Annotated in this window: 18 protein-coding genes; 9 read left to right on the forward strand and 9 right to left on the reverse strand. The window is 64.5% G+C overall.

Translation table 11 applies throughout. From position 1 onward, the window contains the following. Position 1: 1 nt before the first annotated feature. On the reverse strand, positions 2-1,576 hold the full coding sequence (gene guaA / locus WFP36_RS05850) for a glutamine-hydrolyzing GMP synthase (protein WP_336978750.1): 1,575 nt from the start codon (positions 1,574-1,576) through the stop codon (positions 2-4). Positions 1,577-2,130: 554 nt separating this feature from the next. Here guaA and WFP36_RS05855 point away from each other — a divergent pair. The 4 genes from WFP36_RS05855 to WFP36_RS05870 all read left to right on the forward strand — a co-directional run bounded on the left by WFP36_RS05855 (position 2,131) and on the right by WFP36_RS05870 (position 7,862). After that, complete coding sequence (locus WFP36_RS05855) at positions 2,131-2,424, forward strand: UrcA family protein (protein ID WP_336978752.1); 294 nt, start codon at positions 2,131-2,133, stop codon at positions 2,422-2,424. A 574-nt stretch (positions 2,425-2,998) separates the two neighbouring features. Continuing rightward, entirely contained in the window at positions 2,999-3,286 is a 288-nt protein-coding gene (locus WFP36_RS05860) for a UrcA family protein (protein ID WP_336978754.1), read from the forward strand. A gap of 173 nt (positions 3,287-3,459) precedes the next feature. Next, positions 3,460-5,976 carry a DNA topoisomerase (ATP-hydrolyzing) subunit B gene (gene gyrB, locus WFP36_RS05865; RefSeq protein ID WP_336978756.1) on the forward strand — a complete coding sequence of 839 codons (2,517 nt, stop codon included), beginning with the start codon at positions 3,460-3,462 and terminating at the stop codon, positions 5,974-5,976. 89 nt (positions 5,977-6,065) lie between these two features. Then, positions 6,066-7,862: a bifunctional metallophosphatase/5'-nucleotidase gene (locus tag WFP36_RS05870; protein ID WP_336978758.1), complete on the forward strand. Its 1,797-nt coding sequence runs from the start codon at positions 6,066-6,068 to the stop codon at positions 7,860-7,862. Positions 7,863-7,865: 3 nt separating this feature from the next. On the opposite strand, the gene WFP36_RS05875 is transcribed toward WFP36_RS05870, so the two are convergent. From WFP36_RS05875 to lgt, 7 genes are all read right to left on the reverse strand, one after another. Further along, positions 7,866-8,708: a hypothetical protein gene (locus tag WFP36_RS05875; RefSeq protein ID WP_336978760.1), complete on the reverse strand. Its 843-nt coding sequence runs from the start codon at positions 8,706-8,708 to the stop codon at positions 7,866-7,868. Positions 8,709-8,760: 52 nt separating this feature from the next. Next, positions 8,761-9,798 carry an alpha/beta hydrolase gene (locus WFP36_RS05880; protein ID WP_336978762.1) on the reverse strand — a complete coding sequence of 346 codons (1,038 nt, stop codon included), beginning with the start codon at positions 9,796-9,798 and terminating at the stop codon, positions 8,761-8,763. 30 nt (positions 9,799-9,828) lie between these two features. Further along, the gene (locus WFP36_RS05885) at positions 9,829-10,845 is read right to left on the reverse strand and encodes an alpha/beta hydrolase (protein WP_336978764.1); all 1,017 of its coding nucleotides are present in this window, start codon (positions 10,843-10,845) and stop codon (positions 9,829-9,831) included. A 4-nt stretch (positions 10,846-10,849) separates the two neighbouring features. Beyond that, a complete protein-coding gene (locus WFP36_RS05890) occupies positions 10,850-11,872 on the reverse strand; it encodes an alpha/beta hydrolase (RefSeq protein WP_336978765.1) in 1,023 nt (340 codons plus the stop codon). 194 nt (positions 11,873-12,066) lie between these two features. After that, entirely contained in the window at positions 12,067-12,498 is a 432-nt protein-coding gene (locus tag WFP36_RS05895; protein WP_336978766.1) for a VOC family protein, read from the reverse strand. Between the two features lie 4 nt (positions 12,499-12,502). Then, positions 12,503-13,561 carry a class I SAM-dependent methyltransferase gene (locus WFP36_RS05900; RefSeq protein ID WP_336978768.1) on the reverse strand — a complete coding sequence of 353 codons (1,059 nt, stop codon included), beginning with the start codon at positions 13,559-13,561 and terminating at the stop codon, positions 12,503-12,505. Next, positions 13,558-14,457, reverse strand: a complete 900-nt coding sequence (gene lgt, locus WFP36_RS05905) for a prolipoprotein diacylglyceryl transferase (RefSeq protein ID WP_336978769.1) — start codon at positions 14,455-14,457, stop codon at positions 13,558-13,560. Before lgt ends, WFP36_RS05900 begins: the two co-directional genes overlap by 4 nt. 146 nt (positions 14,458-14,603) lie before the next feature. Here lgt and WFP36_RS05910 point away from each other — a divergent pair, with 146 nt between their 5' ends. Then, complete coding sequence (locus WFP36_RS05910; protein ID WP_336980018.1) at positions 14,604-16,301, forward strand: class I adenylate-forming enzyme family protein; 1,698 nt, start codon at positions 14,604-14,606, stop codon at positions 16,299-16,301. Then, positions 16,298-19,063 carry a [protein-PII] uridylyltransferase gene (locus WFP36_RS05915; RefSeq protein WP_336978770.1) on the forward strand — a complete coding sequence of 922 codons (2,766 nt, stop codon included), beginning with the start codon at positions 16,298-16,300 and terminating at the stop codon, positions 19,061-19,063. The genes WFP36_RS05910 and WFP36_RS05915 overlap by 4 nt, the downstream gene beginning before the upstream one ends. 36 nt (positions 19,064-19,099) lie before the next feature. Here the strand turns inward: WFP36_RS05915 and WFP36_RS05920 are convergent, their stop codons facing one another. Then, positions 19,100-19,759: a YggS family pyridoxal phosphate-dependent enzyme gene (locus WFP36_RS05920; RefSeq protein ID WP_336978772.1), complete on the reverse strand. Its 660-nt coding sequence runs from the start codon at positions 19,757-19,759 to the stop codon at positions 19,100-19,102. 20 nt (positions 19,760-19,779) lie between these two features. Between WFP36_RS05920 and WFP36_RS05925 the strand changes: the two genes are divergently transcribed. The 3 genes from WFP36_RS05925 (at position 19,780) to WFP36_RS05935 (ending at position 23,210) form a co-directional block, all read left to right on the forward strand. Next, positions 19,780-20,313, forward strand: a complete 534-nt coding sequence (locus tag WFP36_RS05925; RefSeq protein ID WP_336978774.1) for a thiamine phosphate synthase — start codon at positions 19,780-19,782, stop codon at positions 20,311-20,313. Positions 20,314-20,516: 203 nt separating this feature from the next. Continuing rightward, complete coding sequence (locus tag WFP36_RS05930) at positions 20,517-22,865, forward strand: DNA translocase FtsK (RefSeq protein WP_336978775.1); 2,349 nt, start codon at positions 20,517-20,519, stop codon at positions 22,863-22,865. Between the two features lie 57 nt (positions 22,866-22,922). Next, positions 22,923-23,210 (forward strand): GIY-YIG nuclease family protein, encoded by a 288-nt coding sequence (locus WFP36_RS05935; RefSeq protein WP_336978776.1) that lies wholly within the window; start codon positions 22,923-22,925, stop codon positions 23,208-23,210. Positions 23,211-23,914: the final 704 nt, after the last annotated feature.

The following is a 23,914-nucleotide window of genomic DNA, read 5'->3' on the forward strand; positions in this document are numbered from 1 at the left end:
ATCATTCCCACTCGATCGTGCCGGGCGGCTTCGACGTATAGTCATAGACCACGCGGTTGATGCCGCGCACTTCATTGATGATGCGCGTGGCGACGCGGCTGAGGAAAGCCGCGTCATAGGGATAGATATCGGCGGTCATGCCATCGGTGCTGGTCACAGCACGCAGGGCGCAGACGCTGTCATAGGTGCGCCCATCGCCCATCACGCCCACGGTCTTGACCGGCAGCAGCACGGCGAATGCCTGCCAGATCGCATCGTAGAGCCCGGCATTGCGGATCTCTTCGAGATAGATCGCATCGGCCTTGCGCAGGATGTCGCAGCGTTCCTTGGTCACTTCGCCCGGAATGCGGATGGCAAGGCCCGGCCCCGGGAAGGGGTGACGGCCCACGAATATCTCAGGCAGGCCCAGTTCGCGGCCCAGCGCGCGGACCTCGTCCTTGAACAATTCGCGCAGCGGTTCCACCAGCTTCATGTTCATGCGTTCGGGCAGGCCGCCCACATTGTGGTGGCTCTTGATCGTCACCGAAGGCCCGCCGGTGAAGGAAACGCTTTCGATCACGTCGGGATAGAGCGTGCCCTGCGCCAGGAAGTCCGCCCCGCCGATCTTCTTCGCCTCGGCCTCGAACAGATCGATGAAGGCCTTGCCGATGAACTTGCGCTTGGCTTCCGGATCGGTGACGCCGGCCAGACCGCCCAGGAACATCTCTTCCGCATCCACATGGACCAGCGGGATATTGTAGTGATCGCGGAACAGGGTCACGACCTGCTCGGCCTCATTCATGCGCATCAGCCCGTGATCGACGAACACGCAGGTCAGCTGATCGCCGATCGCCTCGTGGATCAGCACGGCGGCCACGGCGGAATCGACGCCGCCCGAAAGGCCGCAGATCACTCGGCCGCTGCCGACCTGGGCGCGGATTTCCTCGATCTTGGTCTTGCGGAACTCGGCCATGGTCCAGTCGCCCTTGAGGCCGCAGACATGGCGCACGAAATTGGCGATCAGCTTGCCCCCGTCAGGCGTGTGGACCACTTCGGGGTGGAACTGCGTGCCGTAATAGCGCCGCTCGTCATCCGCGATCAGCGCGAAAGGCGCGCCGTCGCTGGTGGCAACGATACGGAAGCCGGGGGCGAATTTGGTCACCTTGTCCCCATGGCTCATCCACACCTGATGGCGTTCGCCCACGTCCCACAGCCCGTCGAACAGCACGCAAGGCTCAGTGACGTTGAGGAAGGCGCGGCCGAATTCGCCGCCTTCGCCCGTTTCGTGGCCGGGGCGGACTTCGCCGCCCAGCTGGTGGCTCATCACCTGCTGGCCGTAGCAGATGCCCAGGATCGGCAAGCCGCTGTCGAACAGCACCTGCGGCGAGCGCGGGCTGCCCTCGTCGCACACGGAGGCGGGCGATCCGGAAAGGATGATCCCCTTGGGCTTGAGGCGGTGGAACGCCTCTTCTGCCATGGAGAAGGGAGCGATTTCGGAATAGACCCCGGCCTCGCGCACGCGGCGGGCGATGAGCTGGGTCACCTGGCTGCCGAAATCGACAATGAGGATGGAGTCGGGAAGGTGGGCTGGTTCCATCCCGGCGCGTTAATATCAAGCGCGGCGCGCTGTCCAGCCATCGCGCGCGCGCATCCCCCGCGCGAGGGCGTCAATCCCTGCCCGGAATGTGCAATCGCAGATGAAAATTATGCAACAGAACTGTAATATTTCGCACTTGCAACATTTCGTTGCGTACACCATTTGCGCCCCCGGAAGCCGAGGGGGCACGAAGCCTTCCGGCTAACCCAAAGAAAACACAAAACGTTAGGTGGACACATGCGCATCCTCGCGACCCATGTCCTTCCGCTGCTTGCCGCAGTTTCGACCAGCGGCCTGCTGCTGAGCGCCGCGATCGTCTGATCGCAGCCCTCGCTGGACCCCATATTGAAGCCGCTCCCACAAGAGGGGGCGGCTCCAATTGGCGTTTTGCCCGTTTCAATTCCATGACAGACAGCGTTGCTTTTCACGCAATGCCTGGCGCAAATTTCGCATTTGCACACATCGCTTGTGCAGTGCACCATCGGATCACAGAAAAACGACAAGTCAGGATGACCAAGGAAGGCGGCCGACAGCCACCTCATGGAGTAATCGAAATGCGTAATCTTGTCGTAACCGCCCTCGCCGCCATGTGCATCTCGGGTGCCATCGCCACCCCCGCCGCGGCTGAGGAAGTGACCGTGACCGTCACTCACACCGATCTCGACCTGACCACTTCGGCGGGCAAGAAGGCGCTGGAAACCCGCGTCGCCGCCGCGATCAAGGTCGCCTGCGTCAAGCCGGAAACCCGCGATCTCAAGACCATGCAGGCTTGGGAAAGCTGCAAGTCTTCCGCCAAGTCCGGCGCCGAGGAACAGCTGGCCAAGAGCTTCGAGCTCGCCAGCATCTGATCATCGGGCCGCCGTCGAAAACACAGTGCCGCGCCGTCGCTGACGGGGCGGCATTGTGCTTTTCGGGACCCTTGTAAGGTCCGAATTCCTGTTGCGCTTGACGCAACACTGCTCGCGATTTTCGCACTTGCAGCATCGGGGCCTCAGAACCATATGGGCCCCGTAAGCAGTTAGACAGTTTCGCGGGCAGCTCCTCTCCCCCCCTTTGCTGCCCGCGATACCTTTTCAAGGAGGCAACCATGGCCACTTTCGCAAAGCGCGTCGTCGAACTTTATGTTCGCGGTGCCTCGCGCTACCCGATGCCGTTCATCTGGACGCTCTGAGCGTTAGCAGAACGCATCCGCACGGGATGACAGGCGGCCGCCCTTCGGGGCGGCCGTTTTCGTTTGCACTCGCCCCTCGAGCAGCAGCCAAAAGGCCGTTGCCGAAGACGCAACAACCCGCGAGTTTTTTGCATTTGCACAATTTCCTGCTGCACTGCAGCATGATCTTCGACAAAGACAGACCGCTTCAGGCACCGAGCCTCCGTGAGGGCCCAACGATAAGGTCGCGAAACCTCGAAAAGGAATGTGCAATGCGTAAGTTCATCCTCCCCCTTCTCGCCGTCGCCACCCTTGCCGGTGCCGCCACCCCCGCCCTCGCCGGCGAAGTGACCATCCGCGTGCGGATGGACGGCATCGACTTCACCGATCCCGCTTCGCTCGATACGGCCAAGGATCGCATCGACTCCGCCGTTTCCCGCGCCTGCAAGATGCCGGCCATGTTCCGCTTCTACGGCAAGCAGGCCGTCGAGGACTGCGTGGCAGACGGCAAGGCCAAGGCGCTGAACGAGCTGGAAGCCCGCCTCCCTGCCGCCGAATGAGCTAATTCGCGCATCTTCTTCCGCCGCAAGGCGGCAAACGGTTCGGCCCGCTGCACTCCTCTCCCTCTGCAGCGGGCCATTCCATGTCCGGCAGCCGCATCAGGCCGCCACAAGCCTGTGGAACATAGGCTTCAAAGCTTCCTAACCCGGCCTGTCCTGCCTATATGATGGATATGGCAGAGACTCCCGAAAACACCCCGAACACCAACACCTATGGCGCCGACAGCATCAAGGTCCTCAAAGGGCTCGATGCGGTGCGCAAGCGCCCCGGCATGTATATCGGCGATACCGACGATGGTTCGGGCCTGCACCACATGGTGTTCGAAGTCTCGGATAACGCGATCGACGAGGCACTGGCCGGCCATTGCGACCTGGTTCTGATCGAACTGAACCCGGACGGCTCCGTCTCGGTGGAAGATAACGGCCGCGGCATTCCCACCGACATTCACCCCGAAGAAGGCGTTTCCGCCGCCGAGGTGATCATGACCCAGCTTCATGCGGGCGGTAAGTTCGAGAACACCAGCGACGATAATGCCTACAAGGTCTCGGGCGGCCTGCACGGCGTGGGCGTGTCGGTGGTGAACGCCCTGTCCGAATGGCTGGAACTGACCGTCTGGCGCGACGGCAAGGAACACTGGATGCGCTTCGAGCATGGCGATCCGGTCGGCCCGCTCAAGGTCACGGGCGACGCGCCGGTGCTGGAAAGCGGCCTGCCCAAGAAGGGCACCCGCGTGACCTTCCTCGCCTCGACGGACACGTTCAAGAACGTCACCGAGTTCGATTTCGAAAAGCTGGAGCATCGCTATCGCGAGCTCGCCTTCCTCAATTCGGGCGTGCATGTCCTGCTGCGCGACAAGCGCCATGCCGAAGTGGCCGAACACGATCTCTATTACGAAGGCGGCATCGCGGCTTTCGTCAAATATCTCGACCGCAACAAGCAGCCCCTGCTGGCCGATCCCATCGCGATCAGTTCCAACCGGGACGGCGTGGGGATCGACGTCGCTCTCGAATGGAACGATTCCTATTACGAGAACGTGCTGTGCTTCACCAATAACATCCCGCAGCGCGACGGCGGCACCCATCTGGCCGCCTTCCGCGCCGCGCTGACCCGCACGCTCAACTCCTATGCCGAGAAGTCCGGCCTCCTGAAGAAGGAGAAGGTGAACCTCACCGGCGAGGATATGCGCGAAGGGCTGACCGCTATCGTCTCGGTCAAACTGCCCGACCCGAAATTCTCCAGCCAGACCAAGGACAAGCTCGTCTCATCCGAAGTGCGCCAGCCGCTGGAAAGCCTGATGGCGGACAAGATGAACGAGTGGCTGGAAGAGAACCCCGCCAATGCCAAGGAAATCGTCCAAAAGGTGGTGGATGCCGCCGCCGCGCGCGAAGCGGCACGCAAGGCCCGCGAACTGACCCGGCGCAAGGGCGCGATGGACATCGCCAGCCTGCCGGGCAAGCTGTCCGACTGCCGAGAGCGCGATGCCAGCAAGTGCGAATTGTTCCTGGTCGAGGGTGATTCCGCAGGCGGTTCCGCCAAGAGCGGGCGCGACAGCCAGTATCAGGCGATCCTGCCCCTGCGCGGCAAGATCCTGAACGTTGAGCGCGCCCGGTTTGACCGGATCATCAGTTCCAAGGAAGTGGGCACGCTGATCCAGGCAATGGGCACCGGCCTGCGCGACGAATTCAATCTGGACAAGTTGCGTTACCACAAGATCATCATCATGACCGACGCCGACGTGGACGGCGCCCATATCCGCACCCTGTTGCTGACCTTCTTTCATCGCCAGATGCCGGAGATCATCAAGGCCGGGCACCTGTTCATCGCGCAGCCGCCTCTGTTCAAGGTCAGCAAGGGCCGCAGCGAGGTCTATGTGAAAGACCAGGGCGAGCTTGACCGCTATCTGGTGGAAGCGGGCCTTCAGGGCCGCGTGCTGGAAAACAATCTGGGCATCGTGCGCGGCGGAGCGGAACTGTCCGGCCTGGTCGACCATGCCCTGCGCATGAAGAACCTGATGGCCTTCGTGCCGCGCAAATATGATTCGGCCGTGGTTGAGGCGATGGGCCTTTCCGGCGCGCTCGATCCGGCACTGGCCGAAGCCGCCCGCATGACCGCACTGGAAAAGGCCGCCCGCCATCTGGGCATGGGCGATCCGGAAGCCGCCTGGAGCGTGGAGCGGCGCGAGGACGGTTCGGTGATCTTCGCCCGCCTGTGGCGCGGGGTGACCGACGTGCACGAAATCGAAGCCGCGTTCCTCACCAGTGCCGAAGCGCGCAAGATGCACCAGCTCGCCACGCAGATGGCCGAATTCTACGACGCGCCCGCCCGCCTCACCAAGGGCAGCGCCGAAGCCGAGCCGGAGCCGGAAACTTCCGGCGATGACGAGGATACACCCGCTGTTTCGGTGGTGGCCGATGGCGGGATCACCCGCCCGGCGCAGTTGCTGGAAGCCGTGCTCGAGGCAGGCCGCAAGGGCCTGTCCATCTCGCGCTATAAAGGCCTGGGCGAGATGAATGCCGAGCAGCTGTGGGAAACCACGCTCGATCCGGAAAACCGCGTGCTGCTGCAGGTGAAGGTCGAAGACGCCGACGTGACCGACGAAATCTTCACTCGCCTGATGGGCGACGTGGTGGAACCCCGCCGCGACTTCATTCAGCAGAACGCGCTGAACGTGGCCAATCTGGACATCTGAATATCCGGACGAATTGAATCCCGGCGCGGCTTGGCCCAAGGGCCCGGCCGCGCCATGATGCTGTCATGCATTCCGGCAAGGATTCGCGCATGAAGCGTCTCTCTCCCCGCGCCCTTTTCGCCCCGGCAATCCTTGCCCTCACGCTCTCGGGCTGTGCGGCCAATTACGATCACGGCACCCTGACCCTGCGCCAGAAGGCGCCCGAGGCCGCGCCTGTCGGGACCGTCTCGGTGGGGATCGTGGCGATCAACGATTTCCATGGCGCGCTGGAGCCGCCGAACCAGTCTGTCGTGGTGAGCGACGGCAAGGGCGGCGTCACGCTGGTTCCCGCAGGCGGTGCGGCATGGCTGGCTTCGGCGATCGATTCGATCCGTGCGCAATATCCCAACAATGCCGTGGTTTCGGCAGGCGACCTGATCAGCGCCTCGCAACTGGCTTCCTCGCTGTTCCTCGACGAGCCGGCCATCGGCGTGATGAATCGCATCGGGCTGGACTTCAACGCGGTAGGCAATCACGAATTCGACAGCGGCGAGCAGGAATTGCTGCGCAAGCAGAGCGGCGGCTGCGCCAAATTCACCTCGCGCGAGCCGTGCCAGGTCGAACAGTTCCGGGGCGCGACATTCCGCTTCCTGTCGGCCAGCACTTTCACCAGGGATGGCGAGACGCTGTTCCCCGCCACTGGCATAAAGAGCTTCGGCAGCGGTAATGCCAAAGTCAGCGTGGGCTTCATCGGGCTGACGCTGAAGGATACGCCCAGCCTCGTCTCGCCGGACGGAGTGGCCGGACTCACTTTCGGGGACGAGGCACAGGCGATCAACGCCGCGATCCCCAGGCTGAAAAGCGAAGGCGCGGATGCCATCGTGGTACTGATCCATCAGGGCGGGCGCACCGGCGGTCAGCCGAATCCAAATGGCTGCGAAGCGCTTTCGGGCGAAATCCTGCCGATCCTTTCCCGGCTCGATCCGCGCGTGGACGTGGTCGTTTCCGGCCACACCCATTGGTCCTATGTCTGCGATTACGGCACCATCGATCCCTCGCGCCCCTTCCTGCTGACCAGCGCGGGCGTGTTCGGCGAATTGGTGACCGATATCGCACTGGAGATCGATCCGGCGGTCGACAGGGTGGTGACCAAGCGCGCCCGCAACGTGATCGTGCAATCGCGGCCCTATGTCTCCTCGCGCGGGGAGACCGCCAATTCGCCCCTGTTCGAGCAGTTCCAGCCCCGCCCCGACATTGCCGGCTATGTGAAGCTCTATACCGATCGGGCGGCGGAGTTCACGCTGCGGCCGGTGGGGGCGCTGGATGGCCCCGCGCTGAAGGGCGAGGGGCCGGACGGCGGCACGGCAGGCAATCTGATCGCCGATGCGCAACTGGCCGCCACGCGCAAGGCGGGCGCTCGGATCGCCTTCATGAACCCCTTCGGCGTGCGTGCAACGCTGAACCCGGCGCCGGGCGGCGCGCTGACCTTCGGCGATCTCTACAAGACCCAGCCCTTTGCCAATACGCTGGTGACGCAAACCATGACCGGAGCGGAAATCAAGGCCGTGCTCGAACAGGGCTTCGACGACAACGCCCCCGAACAGCACCTCTCTCCCTCGACGGGCTTCGTCTACTGGTACGACAGAACGCGGCCCATCGGCGAGCGAGTGGTGCGGATCGAACTGGACGGCAAGCCGCTCGACATGAACGCCAGCTACCGCGTGACCACCAACAGCTTTCTGGCTGGCGGGGGCGACAGCTTCACCCTGCTAGCCGCCCAGCGCGAAGCTACCATCGGCATCAGTGACATCGATGCGCTGGAATTATGGGTGAAGGGAAATACGCCGCGCCCGGTGCCGCAGGAACAGCGCGAAGTGGATGCCGCGCAGAATGCCACAATCCAGTAGGCACTATCCCCACTGCATTCCCCTCGGTTCCGAATTGCCTGCAAGAAATGCAATGAAGGCCGCCTGAACTTCCGCGCCGGAAAAGTGGCGGGGGGATGTCCACTCTTCTTCCGATGGCGCCGACAGACGCCGGGCGGCAACATACTCACCCGAACCGGGGCCGCGTTCGATCACGAAGCCCGGATGTTCCAGCGCAGCCTGAATGAAGCTGCCATCTGCATGATCTAGGATCGCGAAACCTGTCCCGGCCGCTGCGATCCCGTCGATTGCCTCGCGGATGACTTCAGGCGTGGCCCGACCTTCCAGTTTCTCTCCGTCGACCTGCAAGGTCATCGGGAGATAGGGCCCAGCATATTCGGAAACAGGCGCTTCCCGGCGCTGTGGCGCAGGCCCCTTTGAAAGGGTCTTATCTAGAAAATCGACCAGAGGCGCAGCGTCCCGCCGGAAGGCATGCCCCGACCACAACGCCAGGCCGCAAAACGGAAAGGAGAATCCAAGAACGAACAGCAGCGCAGCCGAAGCCTGACGATTTGAGACGAGGCCGATGGCAATGATGGGAAGAATCACAGCCAAAAAGACTGCGAACACCATCCCGTTAAGGTTCGAGCCTGCGCGCCCGCTTATCCGGGTTACACCGTCCCGGTTGGACATGAAGCCGAACAGCATTGGGCCGTGGCGGTCGAAGGCACTGAGCCACAGGCAGATGACCGGGCCTACGATCCATCCCCGAGGCGCTCGCGTGACATCGAACCAGCCCTTCAGGCGAGCCTTGATGGCAGCCTTCGCCTCTGGCGGAGCGAGGTAAGAGATGGCTTCGAAACGCATTCCGAAGGGTTGAAAGGCCATTTCTCCCTCCAAGATGCGAGGCGCGAGACCATCGGCCTCGCGCCTCTAACGTTTACTTCCGGTCGAGGTGCTTCGCCATGAAGGGCAGCACCACTTCGTCGAAGCGCTGGCCGATGCGGTTGACGTGATCGCCATCATAGACGGCCCACTGGTTCGCAATACCGAAGCGGTCCAGTTCCTCGTGGATCATCGTGTCGTCATGCAGCAGCCCGTCCTTGTCGCCCGCATCCGATCCGATGGCGCGGAAGCTGCGCAGGGCCGGAACATGCGAGGCGACCATGGCATAGGGCGAATTGGCCGCCCATTTGGCGATCACCAGCTGGTCCACCTTGCCGTCCTTATAGGGGAAGTCCGCGAAATAGGGCGGGTTCTTCGGGTTGGGCGACCAGGCGACGATGGAGGAAAGGCCGGCGCGCGTGCCGAAATCGGCCTTCACGCCTTCCTCGATCGGCAGGCTGGAGAGCTTCTTCGCACTTTCTTCCGTTTCGGTGCGCGGGCTGATGCAGCAGGCATTCTGGGCATAGATCGCGGCGAAGGTTTCCGGATAGGTCATGCCGATCACCCAGGTGCCGTAACCGCCCATGGAATGGCCGGCGAGGCCGCGCCCTTCGCGCCTGGCGATGGTGCGGTAATGGCTGTCGACATAGGCGACCAGATCCTTCGCCACGAAGGCCCGGAAATCGCCGGTGGTGGCCGAGCTGGAATACATGCTGCCGCCCAGCTTGGTCAGCGTATCGGGCACCACCACGATGAATTCCTCGCCGCGCTTGGCCGAGTTGTTCACTGCATCGGGCACCTTCATGAAGTTGTAGAAATTGCGCCCGTCTATCGCGAAGCCGTGCAGGTAATAGACCACGCGGTAACGCTTCTTCTTGTCCTTGCCATAGCTGGGCGGAAGCACCACCAGCGCCTCGCGATCAGTCGAATTGCCTTCCAGATTGCCTTCCAGCGAAGGGCTGTGGACCTTGATCGTATCCACCTTGATCCCGGCAGGCACCGGCGCGGCCGGAGCGGTGATATTCTGCGCCATGGCAGGCGCGGCGAGCATGGCGGCACAAGCGGCCGCCAGCACGGCGAGTTTCTTCAGCATTGCAGCTATCCTTCCCCTTTTCCTGAATCTCTACCGGTCGAGATGCGCGGCGAAGAAGGGCAGGACATTGGCGCGCAGCCGTTCCTTCACCTTGTCCCCATGGCCGCCATCGTAGACCTCCAACGTGTGAACGACACCGAAGCGGGCGAGTTCCGCCGACATGGCCTTGCTGTCGGGCGCGAGCCCGTCCTTGTCGCCCACGTCGAGCATGATCGCTTCATATTGCTTCAACTCGCGGATGTGCTGCGGCAGCATGCCCATCAGCGAATTGGCGGCCACGCGCGCCTGCACGACCGGGTCGATTGTGCCATCGGGCAACAACCCGGCATTGACGAAATTGGGCGGGCGCTTCGGATCGGGCGACCATGCGGCAAGCTGGGCCAGATCGCCCTGCGCGCCGCCGATGGGGGCAGACATGTCCACCGTGCCATTATCGGCCTGCGCCCGCTCCGCCATTTCCTTGGTGATGATTTTCACCGAGCCGCCGCCCGCGCTCATCACATAGAGGCTGGAGAAGACATCCGGGTGGTTCATCCCCACGCGCATCGCGCCATAGCCGCCCATGGAATGACCGGCGAGGCCGCGGCTCTCCCGCCGGGCGAGCGTGCGGTAATGCCCATCCACCCAAGCGACGAGATCCTGCGCCACGAAATCCTCGTAATTCCCGGTGGTGGGCGAGTTGGAATAGAAGGAACCGCGATGCTTGGAGAACCCGTCCGGCATCACGAAGATCACTTCATTGCCCGCCCCCGCCGCGCCGGTCAGCGCTTCGCCAAGGTCGAACAGATCGGCATAGGCCTTGGGCTCCACGAAATAGCCATGGAGGAAATAGACCACCGGATAGCGCTTTTCCGGGTGCTGGTCGTAACCCGGCGGGGTCACGACATAGACCGTGCGGTCCGCCGTGTTCCCTTCCAGATTGCCCGCAATCGCCGGGCTGTGGACCTTCACCAGATCGACCCGCGCCTGCTCCTGCGCGGCGGCGGGCGAGAGTGAAGCGAAAGCGGTGAGGGCGAGCGCCGCAAGGGCCGCAATGCGCTTTGCCATGGCCTTACTTCCGGTCGAGATGCTGCGCGAAGAACGGCAGCAATTTCGTGCGGATGCGTTCGGCAATGCGGTTGCCGTGATCGCCGTCATAGGTTTCCCACCCATGGGCCACGCCATAGCGAGTGAGTTCGGCATTGAGGGCGACATTGTCGTTCAGCAGGAAATCCTTGTCGCCCACTTCCAGGCCGATGGCCTCCATCTGCCGCAGCGAGGGCAGATATTGCGGGACCATCGCCAGGATCGAATTGGCGGCCAGCTTTGCATTGACCAGCGGGTCCATCGTGCCGTCGGCCTTCAGGCCGGTATCGACATATTTCGGCGCCTTCGTGGGATCGGGCGACCAGGTGGCGAGCGTGGAAAGCTGCGCCAGCCCGCCGAAATCGGCCTTGGCAATATCCTCATCGGTCATCGCCTCGATCCGCTTTGCCCCGGCCTCGTCCATTTTCATCGGCGAGAGGCAGCAGGCGCTCATGGCATAGAGGCTGGAGAAGGTTTCGGGATATTTCATCCCCAGCCGCATCGTGCCGTATCCGCCCATGGAATGGCCGGAAAGGCCGCGCGCCTCGCGTTTTGGAATGCTGCGGTAATTGGCATCGACCCACTTCACGAGGTCTTCGCCCACGAAGGCTTCGTAATTCCCCACAGTGGGCGAGTTCGAATAGAAGCCGCCCTTCAGCTTGGAATGGCCATCGGGGATCACCATGATCACTTCGTTCCCGGCGCGGGCAGCTTCGTCCACCGCCACGTCGAACTTCATCTGCTCCTGATACATCTGGGGCGTGGCCCAGTAGCCGTGCAGGAAGTAGACGACAGGATAGCGCTTATCCGGATGCTCGTCATAGCCGGGAGGAGTGACGACATAGGCGCCGCGATCCGCCGGATTGCCTTCCAGATTGCCTTCCATGGCGCGGCTGTGCAGCGTCTTCCACTCGATCCGCGCCTTTTCCTGCGCCTGTGCAGGGCTGGTGGCCAGAGCCGCCAGAGCCAGTGCGGGCAGGGCAAGCCCCCGCATGATACGGTTCAGCATCCTCAATTCTCCCCCGAGATGTTTTTCTGCGGGGCAGTTAAGCAAAGCCGCGAGGCGCTGTCACGGACATTGTCAAATTGGGGGCGTGTTCTCCCGCTTCGTCATTGCGAGCGGCAAAGCCGCGCGGCAATCCAGAGCCCGACGCGCGCAGCCCTGGATTGCTTCGGGGCCCTGCCCCTCGCAATGACGGAAAACTACCCCGTCCGCCCGGAAACGAATTCCAGCTTCAGCCCATCGGGATCGGCAAAGAACACCGCATAATAGTCCGGGCCATATTGGGGATAGAAGGCCGGCGGATCGAGCACTGTCGCGCCGATTTCCAGCAGCAGCGCATGCAGCCGGTCCACATCGGCCGGATCGTTCGCCGCCCACGCAAGATGATGGAGGCCGGGGGAATAGCGATCATGCCCGCGCCCGGCATTTTCTCCACGCGCCAGCACTATGCCGATGGAATGGAACGGCGCCCCCGGTTCCGCGGCGCCGCGCCAGTCCCAATCCGTGCCATTTGCGTGATCGTCGGCGCGGGCATAACCCATGAACCCTAGCACTGCGTCGTAAAAGAGGCGGGAGCGGGCCAGATCGCTCACCGTCAGATCGACATGGTGGACGAGGCCGCGCGCGCTCATGGCTTTAGAACCCGGCACCTTCGGGCCAGCCCGGTGCAGCCAGGCCCATCACCTTGAACAAATCGCCCATTTCCTCCTCCGAGACGAGGCGGTGGCGAGCCGCCTCGATCTCGCCCGCCAGATGCGGCGCGGCGCGGGTGAGCGCGGCAGCGCGCGCCTCGATCCCCAGCGCACTGAGCCATGGCCCCTGCCCTGTCGTGCCGAGCCATGTCGCGCCATGGGCCTGCGCCAGTGGGGCCAGAGTTGCGAAATCGACATGGGCGGTCAAATCCGCCTCGCCCGGATCGACGAAGGGATCGACCTTCCTGTGCGCGCGCACGGCCTGCAATGTGGAACCGGTGCGAAAATGCGCATGGCCATAATCGATGAACAGCGCTGCTCCACCTTGCACGGCGAGCCTGCTGGCCACTTCCTGCACCACGGCAGCGGCAGCCGGGCAGGTTTCGATCAGCGTGCCGTCCTCCGCCTCGCGCCGGTCTTCCGGCACGGCGGGGTCCATCTGTGCGGTGCCCGCGAGGCAGACCAAACCGCCGTCCTCGCCCACAGCCACCATCCGCTCGCGCCAGCCGCCCGACGCCTTGACCAATTGCCGCACCGGCAGGGCATCGAGAAATTCGTTCGCCGCCAGCAGGATCGGGCCGTCGGTGGGCAGGGTGGACAGATCGTGGTGCCACTGGGCCTGCGGCACGGCCTGCCGCTGGATGTCCCGCAAGGCGGGGGAGCCTTCCACCAGATGGACCTGCGGAACCAGTCCCGCCCGCGCCATGGCCCGCAGCGCATCGCGCGCCAGCGTGCCGCGCCCGGGGCCAAGCTCGACATAATGCACTGGCTGGGGCTGACCCGCGCGATGCCACATATCGGCCAGCCACAGGCCGACCAGTTCGCCGAACATCTGGCTGATTTCCGGCGCGGTGACGAAATCCCCAGCCGTGCCGAAGGGATCGCGCGAGCCGTAATAGCGGGCATTCGCCTCTGCCATGTAATGCGCCAGGCTGATCGGGCCGGTGGCCGCGATCAGGCGCCGGAAGCTGGCCGAGAGGCTGCCCTCTCCGCTCTCGCTCATGCCTCCGGCTTGCTCCCCGCAGGCGCTCCGCTCGCCAGCGGCGGCCGTAGCAAGGCGCGCACCGCCACGGCCACGCCCAGCACGATCAGCGGCACGGTGAGCCACTGGCCCATCGAAAGCCCCGTCTGCCGCGCGAATTCGGCCAGCTGGGCATCGGGCTCGCGGAAGAATTCCACCGTGAAGCGGGCAATCGCGATGCCTGCCGTGAACACGCCCGCCATCAGGCCGGGGCGGAAGCGGGCATTGGTTTTCCAGAACAGCAGCAGCATCACCACGATCAGCACCGCGCCTTCCAGCGCGGCCTCGTAAAGCTGCGAGGGGTGGCGCGGCAGAGGGCCGGCGCCGGGGAACACGATGGCCCAGGGCACGTCGGTCGGGCGGCCCCACAGCTCGCCATTGATGAAATTGGCAAGGCGGCCCAGCATCATGCCCACCGGCACGTTGACCGCCACGTAATCGATCACGCGCAGCATGGGCAGCTTGCCCCGCCAGCAGACCCACGCCACGGCCAGCAGCACGCCGATCAGCCCGCCATGGAAGCTCATGCCGCCTTCCCACAGCTTGATCAGTTCGCCGGGATGGGCCCACAGGCTGGGAATGCCGGTGTCGCCGCCGGTGTAGAAAGTGGCATAGCCCAGCCGCCCGCCCAGAATGATGCCCAGGGTGCAGTAGAAGAACAGATCCTCCACATGGCGTTGCGCCATCGGCGCGCCGGGGGCCTTGACCATCTTCGAGAGGTGCCACCAGCCGAAGGCGATGCCGAGGATATAGGCCAGGGAATAGAAGCGCAGGGTGAAGAAGCCCAGCTCGATGCCCGGCCGAAGGCCCAGATCCGCCCACTGGATCGGGCCGTTGCCGGCCGCTTCGCCGACAGTGGCGGCCAATAGTGACAGCACTTGGTGTTCCTCTTACTATCGGCTTCACAGCGCCGGGGACGCGGGCGCTTGTGGCACAGCGGGTGGCGCGGCGAAAGCCTGCGCTGCACTCCGCCTCCACAGGCAGCCGGGTAACACCGGACGCATGGGATTGGAGAAGAATGCCGATGCCGAGCGAGATGGATCGCAGCCTGAAGGCGAATCTGGAAGCCAGCCTTGCCCCGGGCGGTCCGCTCGAACTCACCACCATCCCGCGCTATGGCACCGATCTGCCGCTGTTCAGGCAGGCACCGCCCACCCTGACTGCCTATTTCGCGCATTTCTGTGCCCGGCATGGTGATGCGACCTTTCTGGTCGATGGCGAATTGCGCCTGAGCTTTGCCGATAGCTTCGCAGCCGCCCGCGCGCTGGCAGGCGGGCTGGTGGAAGGGCACGAAGTGCGCAAGGGCGACCGGATCGGCATTGCCGCGCGCAATTCGGCCAATTGGGCCATCGCCTACATGGCCGTGCTGCTGGCAGGCGGCTGCGTCACGCTGCTGAACGGCTTTTCGACCGGCGAGGAACTGGCCGAGGCGATCGCGCTGGCCGAATGCAGCCTGGTGCTGGCCGATCCCCAGCGCGCCGCGCGGCTGGACGGGCGGGCGCATGGCGCGCAGGTGCTGGTCTTCACGCATGACGCACAGCCGCTGGAAGGCCTGCGCGAACTGATCGCCCGTGGCGGCGGGGCCGAAACGCCCCTGCCCGAGCTGGCGCCGGAAGACCACGCGACGATCCTGTTCACCTCCGGCTCGACCGGCAAATCGAAAGGCGCCCTGTCCGATCATCGCGCGGTGGTGCAGGCGACGATGAATTTCGGGGCACAGACGCTGATCGTCTATGGCCACATGCTGAAGCGCGGCGAGGCCCCGGCCCATCCCTCCGCCTCGCTGGTGGCGGTGCCCCTGTTCCATGTGACCGGCGAAGTGCCCGTCTTCCTGCAAAGCTTCGCGCTGGGGCGGCGGCTGGTGATACTGCCGAAGTGGGACGTGCTGGAGGCGATGCGCCTGATCGAGGCGGAGAAGATCACCTATTTCGTGGGCGTGCCGCTGATGAGCATCGAGCTGGCCACTCATCCCGAACGCGGGAAGTTCGACCTTTCGAGCTGTACCAATTTCGCCGCCGGCGGCGCCCCGCGCCCGCCCGACCATGTCCGGCGCATCCGTACCAGCTTGCCCTCGGGCTTTCCGATCATCGGCTATGGCCTGACCGAGACCAATGCGGTGGGCTGCGGCAATTTCAACGAGAATTACCTCGCCAAGCCCGGCAGCACCGGCCCGGCCAGCCTGCCGCTGGTCGACCTGGCCATATTGGGCGCGGATGGCGCGAAACTGCCGCAGGGCGAGACGGGCGAAGTGGCGATCCGGTCCGTCTGCAATTTCCTCGGCTATTGGAACGATCCCGAAGCCACGCGGGCGGCCTTGCGAGAGGACGGCTATTTCCTGACCGGCGACCTCGGCTTTCTGGACGAGGACGGCTATCTCTTCATTGTCGACCGCAAGAAGGACATCATCATCCGCGGGGGCGAGAACATTTCCTGCATCGAGGTGGAACAGGCGATCTATGCCCATCCCTCAGTCGCGGAATGCTCCGTTTTCGGCCTGCCCGACGACCGCTTCGGCGAGATTCCCGCCGTCGTCTGGCTGCCCAAGGAAGGCCACGATCTGGACGAGGGGGACCTGCGCGAATTCCTTGCCGAAACACTCGCCCCGTTCAAGATTCCCGCCCGCATGTGGCGCGCAGAAGGGCCGCTGCCGCGCCTTGGAACCGCAAAAGTGGACAAGCGTGCGTTGCGCGAAAAATATCTGGCTCTATCTGAGGATCGGTGAGCGCAATCAGGATACCCAATCAACGCGCGGTGCTCGATCGCCGCAAGCTGGCCGGCGACATCGCGGAAGCGGTGGCGGAGGCGGGCGCCGCCAAGGCGCGCAAGCGCGTGGTGGAACTGCTGCGCGGCGCCATGGCCGAAGGGCGCGAGGAACTGACCCGGCGCCTGGCCGAAAAGCCTTCCGCCGGGCACGAGATCACGGCCGGCTTCGCCTTCCTGATGGACCAGATCATCCGCGTGATGCACGATCACGTCGTCACCGATCTCTATCCCGTCAACAATCGCAGTTCGGGCGAACGGCTGACGATCATGGCCGTGGGCGGCTATGGCCGGGCAGAGATGGCGCCCCATTCGGATATCGACATCGCCTTCCTCACGCCGGGCAAGCAGACCGCGTGGTGCGAGCAGGTGATCGAGGCGATGCTCTATCTCCTGTGGGACCTGGGCCTCAAGGTCGGCCATTCCAGCCGTTCGGTGGACGATATGGTGCGCATGGCGCGCGGCGACCTGACGATCCGCACCGCCATGCTCGAAGGCCGCTATCTGTGGGGCGATCAGGAGCTTTACGAGGAAGCCAGCGCACGCTTCTTCGCCGAAGTGGTCGCGGGGACGGAGCGGCAATTCGTCACCGAGAAGCTGGCCGAGCGCAATGAACGACACAAGCGCCTGGGCGACAGCCGCTATGTCGTCGAACCGAACATCAAGGAGGGCAAGGGCGGCCTCAGGGACCTGCAGACGCTCTACTGGATCGGCAAATACATCCATAAGGTGAAGAGCGCGGCCGAACTGGTCGAGGTCGGCCTGTTCACCCGCGCCGAATATCGCGCCTTCCGCCGAGCGGAGGGCTTCTTCCTGGCGGTCAGGTCTCACCTGCACACCATCACCAATCGCGCGGAAGACCGGCTGACCTTCGACCTCCAGCGCGAAGTCGCCCGCCGGATGCAGTTCGCCGACCGTCCGGGCAAGAGCGCGGTCGAGCGCTTCATGCAATATTACTTCCTGCAGGCAAAACGCGTGGGCAGCCTTTCGGGCATCTTCCTGGCCCAGCTGGACGAGCAATTCGCCCGCAAGACGCCGCGCGGGCTGCTGGCGGGCTTCCGCGCCCGGGCCCGTTCCGTGCGCGGCTACAAGGTGTTCGGCGGGCGTATCGCCGCGCAGGGGGACGACTGGTTCCGCGACGATCCGGTGCGCCTGATCGAAATCTTCCAGATCGCGGAGGAAGAGGGGCTGGAAATCCACCCCGCCACCATGCGCATGGCCGCGCGCGACTGCGCCCTGATCAAGGAAGACGTGCGCCACGATCCGCGCGCCAATGCCCTGTTCCTGAAAGTGCTGGCCGGGCGGCGCGATCCGGAAACGGTGCTGCGCTGGATGAACGAGGCGGGCGTGTTCGGCCGCTTCATTCCCGATTTCGCCCGCGTCAACGCGCAGATGCAGTTCGACATGTATCACCACTATACGGTGGACGAGCATACGATCCGCGCCATCGGCCTGCTGGCGAAGATCGAGCGCGGCGAATTGCGCAAGGACCATCCGCTGGCGACCGAGCTGTTCCCGCAGCTCCAGTCGCGCAACGCGCTCTATGTCTCGGTGCTGCTGCACGATATCGCCAAGGGCCGCGGGGGCGATCATTCGATCCTCGGCGCGGAAGTGGCGGAACGGCTCTGCCCCCGCCTGGGCATGGACGAGGACGAGACGGAGCTGGTCGCCTGGCTGGTGCGCTGGCACCTGCTGATGAGCGCCACGGCCTTCAAGCGCGACCTGTCCGACCCCAAGGCCATCGCCGATTTCGTGGCCGAAGTGCAGAGCATCGAGCGCCTGCGCCTGCTGACCCTGCTGACCATCGTCGATATCCGCGCGGTGGGGCCGGGCATCTGGAACAGCTGGAAACGCCAGTTGCTCACTCAGCTTTACGCGCTGGCCGAGGAAGGCCTGCGGCTGGGCCATGTCAGCAGCGGACGGGCCGAACGCGTAGCCCGCAAGCGCGAGGAAGTCGCCGATCTGCTGGGCACCACTGCCCATGTGATGGAGGAACTGGACGACCGTTTCGACGATTCCTACTGGATCGCCGAACCTGCGGACATCATCGCGATGAACCTTCGGCAATATGCCGAGGCGAAGGGCCTGCAGAAGCGGCTGTCGATCCATTGCGAATATTACGCCGCGCGCGGGGCCACGCTCGTCACCGTGATCGCGGATGACCATCCGGGCCTGTTCTATCGCATCGCCGGCGCGATCAGCCTGGCGGGCGGCAACATCATCGACGCGCGCATCCACACTACTCGCGTGGGCAAGGCGGTCGACAATTTCCTGGTGCAGGACCCGCTGGGCCGCCCCTTCAGCGAGGATAGCCAGCTGGCAAGGCTGGCGACGGCGATCGAGGATTCGCTCGCCAACCGCATCGAACTGGTCCCCCAGCTGGCCAAGCGTCCGCTCAGCCACGCCCGCGCCGCCAGCTTCGAAGTGCGCCCGCGCGTGTTCATCGACAACAAGGCCTCGGGCCGCTTCACCGTGATCGAAGTGAACGCGCGCGACCGGCCCGCCCTGCTCAACCGCCTTGCCCGGACCCTGTTCGAAAACCGGCTGATGGTGAACTCCGCCCACATCACCAATTACGGCGAACGCGCGGCGGATACGTTCTACGTCACCGACCTGCTGGGCGGGAAGATTCTCTCCACCGATCGCCTGACCGCGATCGAAAACGCCCTGCTGGCCGCTTCGGGAGACGAGGCTCAGGCCATGGCGGAGAAAGTCGAGGCTTAGGCAAATTCCCCCTCCTCTGAAGAGGAGGGACGAAAATCAGCGCGCCCCGAACAGCGCGCTGCCCACGCGCACATGAGTGGCGCCCAGCTTGATCGCGGTTTCGTAATCCCCGCTCATGCCCATGCTCAGCTGGGTTAGCCCGTTGTCCGCCGCCAGCTTGGCGAGGAAGGCGAAGAAGGGCGCCGGTTCGATCTCGGCGGGCGGTACGCACATCAGGCCCACCACCGGCAGGCCGGCCTCGCGCGCCTGAGCCAGCAGGGCGGGCAGATCGGCGATCGCGCAGCCGCCCTTCTGCTCTTCCTCGCCGATATTGACCTGGATGAAGCAGGGCAGCTTGCGCCCAGCCTTCTCCATCGCCTTGCCCAGCGCGGTCACGAGGCTCGGCCGGTCGACCGAATGGATGCAGTCGAACAGCGCCACGGCATCTTCCGCCTTGTTCGACTGCAACTGGCCCACCAGATGCAGTTCCACATCGGGGAAGCGGTGCTTCAGCGCGGGCCATTTGCCTTGCGCTTCCTGCACGCGGTTTTCGCCGAACACGCGCTGGCCCTGCTCGATCAGCGGCAGGATGGCTTGGGCATCATGCGTCTTGCTGATGGCGATCAGGGTGATGTCTTCGGCTTTGCGCCCGGCGATTGTCGCGGCGCGGGCGATCCCGGCCTCGACGGCTTCCAGCGGAGTTGAAGCTTGATCCATCCCGCGCCTATAGCGCGCTGATGGTGACGCGCCAGACCCTGCCGCATCTGTGGCTGATCTCCGATGCCCGCAACGATGCCGGGCTGGAGCGCGCGCTCAACCGCCTGCCGCGTGGATCGGGCTTCATCTATCGCCATTACCATCTCGAACCGCCCGAACGGATCGCGCGCTTTCGCAAGCTCGCCCGAATCGCGGGGGCACGGGGGATCGTCACTGTGCTGGCCGATTCCGCCCTCACCGCCACCGAATGGGGCGCAGGCGGCATTTACGGCGCGCCGCGCGCCCTGTGGCCCCGGCGGCGGCACCTGCGGCTCGCCACTGTCCATTCCCTGCGCGAGATCGCGGAGGCGAACCTGCTGGGCGCCGATGCCGTGCTGCTCTCGCCCGTCTTCCCCACACGCTCCCACCCCGGCGCCAACACGCTTGGCCCGCTGCGCTTCCGCCTGCTGGCCTGCCACTCGCGCGTGCCGGTGATCGCGCTGGGGGGCATGAGCAGCCGCAACGTGCGGCGCCTCCAATGGCCGCGCTGGGCGGCGATTGATGGATTGTCCTGAGTTTTTCTCCAAGCCCTTCACCCCCCCTTTTTCTCGTCATCCCCGCGCAGGCGGGGACCCAGTTCCACCCTTGCTGCTGGGTTCCCGCCTGCGCGGGAATGACGATGGAGGAGATTTGGGTTCTCCGCGCGACCCAACCCGCCATTCTTGACCGCGAGTCCCGACTCTGCGATTCTCCCCTTCCAGACCAGAGGGGAATATTCATGGCCAGCCGCCCAATCGGGAAGGCCCCGCAGGCAGATTGGCGCGCCGCCTTCCGGCGGTCGCTGCGCCGTGCCGTGCAGCTGTCCGGCGCGCTGGCGCTGGTGGCGGCGATGCTGTTTTATACCCTGTCGCTGGCCTCCTATCACCAGACCGATCCTTCCCCCTCCACGGCCGCGGGCGGCCCGGTACTGAACTGGATGGGGACGACCGGGGCCTGGGCAGCGGAGCGCGGGCTGTTCCTGTTCGGCCTCGTCTCCGTGCTGTTCATTCCCCTGTTCTACGCCTTCGCGCGCAAGCTGTGGCGCGATGCGGATGGGGAGGAAGATACGCCGCACGGCACGCGCTGGTGGCGCACGGTGGCGATGCTCATCTTCGCCATGGCGCTGCTCTCCACGGCGCTTTCGCTCACTTTCACCTCCCTGGGCACCAGCCTGCCCGCCTCGCTGGGCGGGATCACCGGCCTGCTGGGTAAGGGCGCGATCGAGGCGCTTGCCTCGCGCCTGCCCGAAGCGGGGCAGGGCTGGGCAATCCTGGCGATGGGCCTTGTCTGCCTGGGGGGCGGGGCCTTCATGGTCGGCCGCGTCTTCGCAATCGACTGGGCGCAATTGCTCACCATTCCCGCCGCGCTGAAGCGTGCGCCCTCGCTGCCAAGCGCCGATGCGCTGCCCTTCGTGCCCAAGCGCGAAAAGGCCGAGAAGCCCGACCGCGCCGAGCCGCGCCCTGCCCCGCTGGCGGACAATCCCGCGCGCAAGCCGCCGGAAATCGCCGACCCTTCCGCCCCGCCCACGCCTGCCAAGATCAGCAGCGCGGGCAAGCGCCAGAAGGATCTGTTCGACGAATACGAATTGCCCAGCCTCGACCTGCTTGAAGACCCGCCGGCCAATTCGGCCCCCAAGGTCGACAAGCTGGCGCTGGAGCGCAATGCCCGCCTGCTGGAAAACGTGCTCGACGATTTCAACGTGAAGGGCGAGATCACTGCCGTGCGCACCGGCCCGGTGGTGACGATGTACGAGCTGGAACCGGCCGCCGGGGTCAAGGCCAGCCGGGTAGTTGGCCTTGCCGAGGATATCGCCCGCAATATGAGCGCGATCAGCGCGCGCGTTTCACCCATTCCGGGCAAGACGGTGATGGGCATCGAACTGCCCAATGCCGATCGGCAGACCGTGGCCCTGAAGGAACTTGCCGCGTCCGAGGCCTTTGCCGGGCACAAGGGCATGCTGCCGATCATCCTGGGCAAGGACATTGCGGGCGAGCCCATCGTGGCGGACCTTGCCGCCATGCCTCACCTGCTGGTGGCGGGCACCACCGGTTCGGGTAAGTCGGTGGGCCTCAACTGCATCCTGCTGTCGCTGCTCTATCGCTTCACGCCGCGCGAATTGCGCATGATCCTGATCGATCCCAAGGTGCTGGAGCTGAAGAGCTACGACGATATCCCGCACCTGCTGGCCCCGGTGGTTACCGAGCCGCACAAATCCATCCGCGCGCTCAAATGGGCCGTGGAGGAAATGGAGCGGCGCTATCGCATGATGTCCTCCATCGGCGCGCGTAACCTCAATGGCTTCAACGAACGCGTCACCAGCGCCATCGCCAAGGGCAAGCCGCTGGGCCGCCGGGTGCAGATCGGCTTCGATCCCGATACGGGCGAGGAACTGTTCGAGGAAGAACAGCTCGATTACGAGGCGCTGCCCCAGATCGTGCTGATCGTGGACGAACTGGCCGACCTCATGGTGACGGTCGGCAAGGAAATCGAAGTGCTGATCCAGCGGCTTTCGCAGAAGAGCCGCGCGGCGGGCATCCACCTGATCATGGCGACGCAGCGCCCTTCGGTGGACGTCATCACCGGTGTCATCAAGGCGAACCTGCCCACCCGCGTCAGTTTCCACGTCACCAGCCGGATCGACAGCCGCACCATCCTGGGCGAGCAGGGCGCCGAACAGCTGCTGGGCAAGGGCGACATGCTCTACAAACCCTCCAGCGGCGCGCTGACCCGCGTGCACGGCCCCTTCGTGAGCGACGAGGAAGTGGAGGCGATTGCCGATCACTGGCGCAAGCAGGGCAAGCCCGAATATATCGACGCCGTCACCGAAGAGACGGAAGACAGCGGCTTCGGCTTCGAGGACGAGTTCACTGCCTCCGACAATCCGGAAGAGCGCAAATACCGCCAGGCCTGCCAGATCGTGATCGAAAACCAGAAGGCCTCCGGCTCGTGGCTGCAACGCCAGATGGGCGTGGGCTACAACACTGCGGCCAAATGGATCGAGCGCATGGAGGAAGACGGGCTGGTCGGCCCGGCGAACCATGTGGGTAGGCGCGAGATTTTCCGCGACCGGGACGGGAATCCGCTTTGATGGTTTCGTCGTCCCGGGCTTGATCCGGGACCGCTGGCATCAAGGAGAATACGTCGGATGCAAGGCGGGTGGACCTACATCATGGCCAACCGCGCGCATGGCATCCTGTATATCGGCGTTACTGCGAACATCGATCAGCGCATGTGGCAGCACCGGAATGGGCAAGGTTCTGCCTTCTGCCGAAAATACGGCGTCGACCTGCTGGTGCTGACCGAGGAATATCCTACGATCGAAGAAGCCATCGCTCGCGAGAAACAGCTCAAGAACTGGAAGCGCGAGTGGAAGATAGAACTTATCGAAGCCGCCAATCCTGAATGGCTGAATCTGGGATCGACGTTCACCTGAGCAATGCTTTGGAACAATCGTCATCCCGGGCTTGACCCGGGATCGCTGGCCACGAAGCACCCAGTTCACAGCGGTCCCGGATCAAGTCCGGGACGACGCCTCCGCCAGACACGCCAAATCCTCCGCTGGCGAATGCGGACTACGCCGGGGGAGAGAAACCGAACGGACGGGGCCGGGCCGGTCTTTCTGGCGCCCGCTCTGGCGAGCGAGGCTTTGCGCGTTGTTGGTCTTGCGAATGGCAGGCGAAGTATCGCGGCAAACTTGTCTGCTCGGCCCTGCGAGGCGCAGCGGGAAAGACCTAGGGCTCGCAGCTGAGCCTTTCCCTGTCGGACAGAGGTTCCTCTGGGGCGAAACATCTATCCGGCCACGCATCGTATCACGGGCGCTGATCCAGCGGGCGGGCCCGGCGTTGACATCCACCTTGCCCTGATGCCCGGCTCTCAGGAAGCGCCGGCCCGGCGCGGGAGAGGAAACGAAGCGCTACCGCTCCTGCACCCCGTCGCTGGTGCCAGTGGTTAGCTGGCCTTGGTGCATATAACCCAAATGGTTCATAATGTCAAGATGGCACACCCAATCGTCATCCCGGCCCTTCGTCAGGCTCAGGATAAACCTCCCGGCGGTCGCGCCGGGATCGCTGGCCACTAGGCGGCCCTACCATCCACCGTCACCCCGGCCTTGTGCCGGGGTCCAGCTTCCTAAGAGAG

Origin of the sequence: Fulverythrobacter fulvus (genome assembly GCF_037154085.1) — a bacterium.
Taxonomy (GTDB): domain Bacteria; phylum Pseudomonadota; class Alphaproteobacteria; order Sphingomonadales; family Sphingomonadaceae; genus Andeanibacterium; species Andeanibacterium fulvum.